This window comes from Aminobacter sp. P4_D5, assembly GCF_056401815.1.
In genome coordinates, this window is record NZ_JBFUIP010001291.1 from 1 (window position 1) to 537 (window position 537).

General features: G+C 66.3%; 1 protein-coding gene. It reads left to right on the plus strand.

Features of this window, described 5'->3' with window-relative positions; translation table 11 throughout:
• Positions 1–376 (plus strand): aldehyde dehydrogenase family protein (locus AC1DWF_RS38000; RefSeq protein WP_476843568.1); only part of this gene is annotated, 376 nt, incomplete at its 5' end.
• Between the last annotated feature and the right edge of the window lie 161 nt (positions 377–537).

Genomic DNA, 537 nt, shown 5'->3' on the forward strand with positions numbered 1-537 from the left:
TGAGAAGGGCGGCAACTTCTTCCAGCCGACCATCCTGACCGACGTGCCGCACGATGCGCTGATCTTCCGCGAGGAGACCTTCGGGCCCGTCGCCCCGCTCTTCAAGTTTGGGACGGACGAGGAGGGCGTGGCCCTGGCGAACGACAGCGAGTTCGGCCTGGCCGCCTATTTCTACGCCCGCGACGTCGGCCGCATCTTCCGCGTGGCCGAGGCGATCGAGGCCGGCATCATCGGCATCAACGAGGGCATCATCTCCACCGAGGTGGCGCCCTTCGGCGGCGTGAAGCAGTCCGGCCTGGGCCGCGAGGGCAGCAAGTACGGGATCGAGGACTATCTTGAGGTCAAGTATCTGGCGCTGGGCGGCATCGGCACCTGAAGCGGCGCTCCTGTCCCAACGGTTAGTTGCCCTCAGGGACTTCGATGCTGCCATGATGGCCCGGACCCAGGCGGAGGGATCCGGAGCATGGCGCCAGGAAGGGGCACGGCCTGATGCAGCCGATTCTGGCCGGCTGCATCGTGCTGATCGTCTTCTACGCC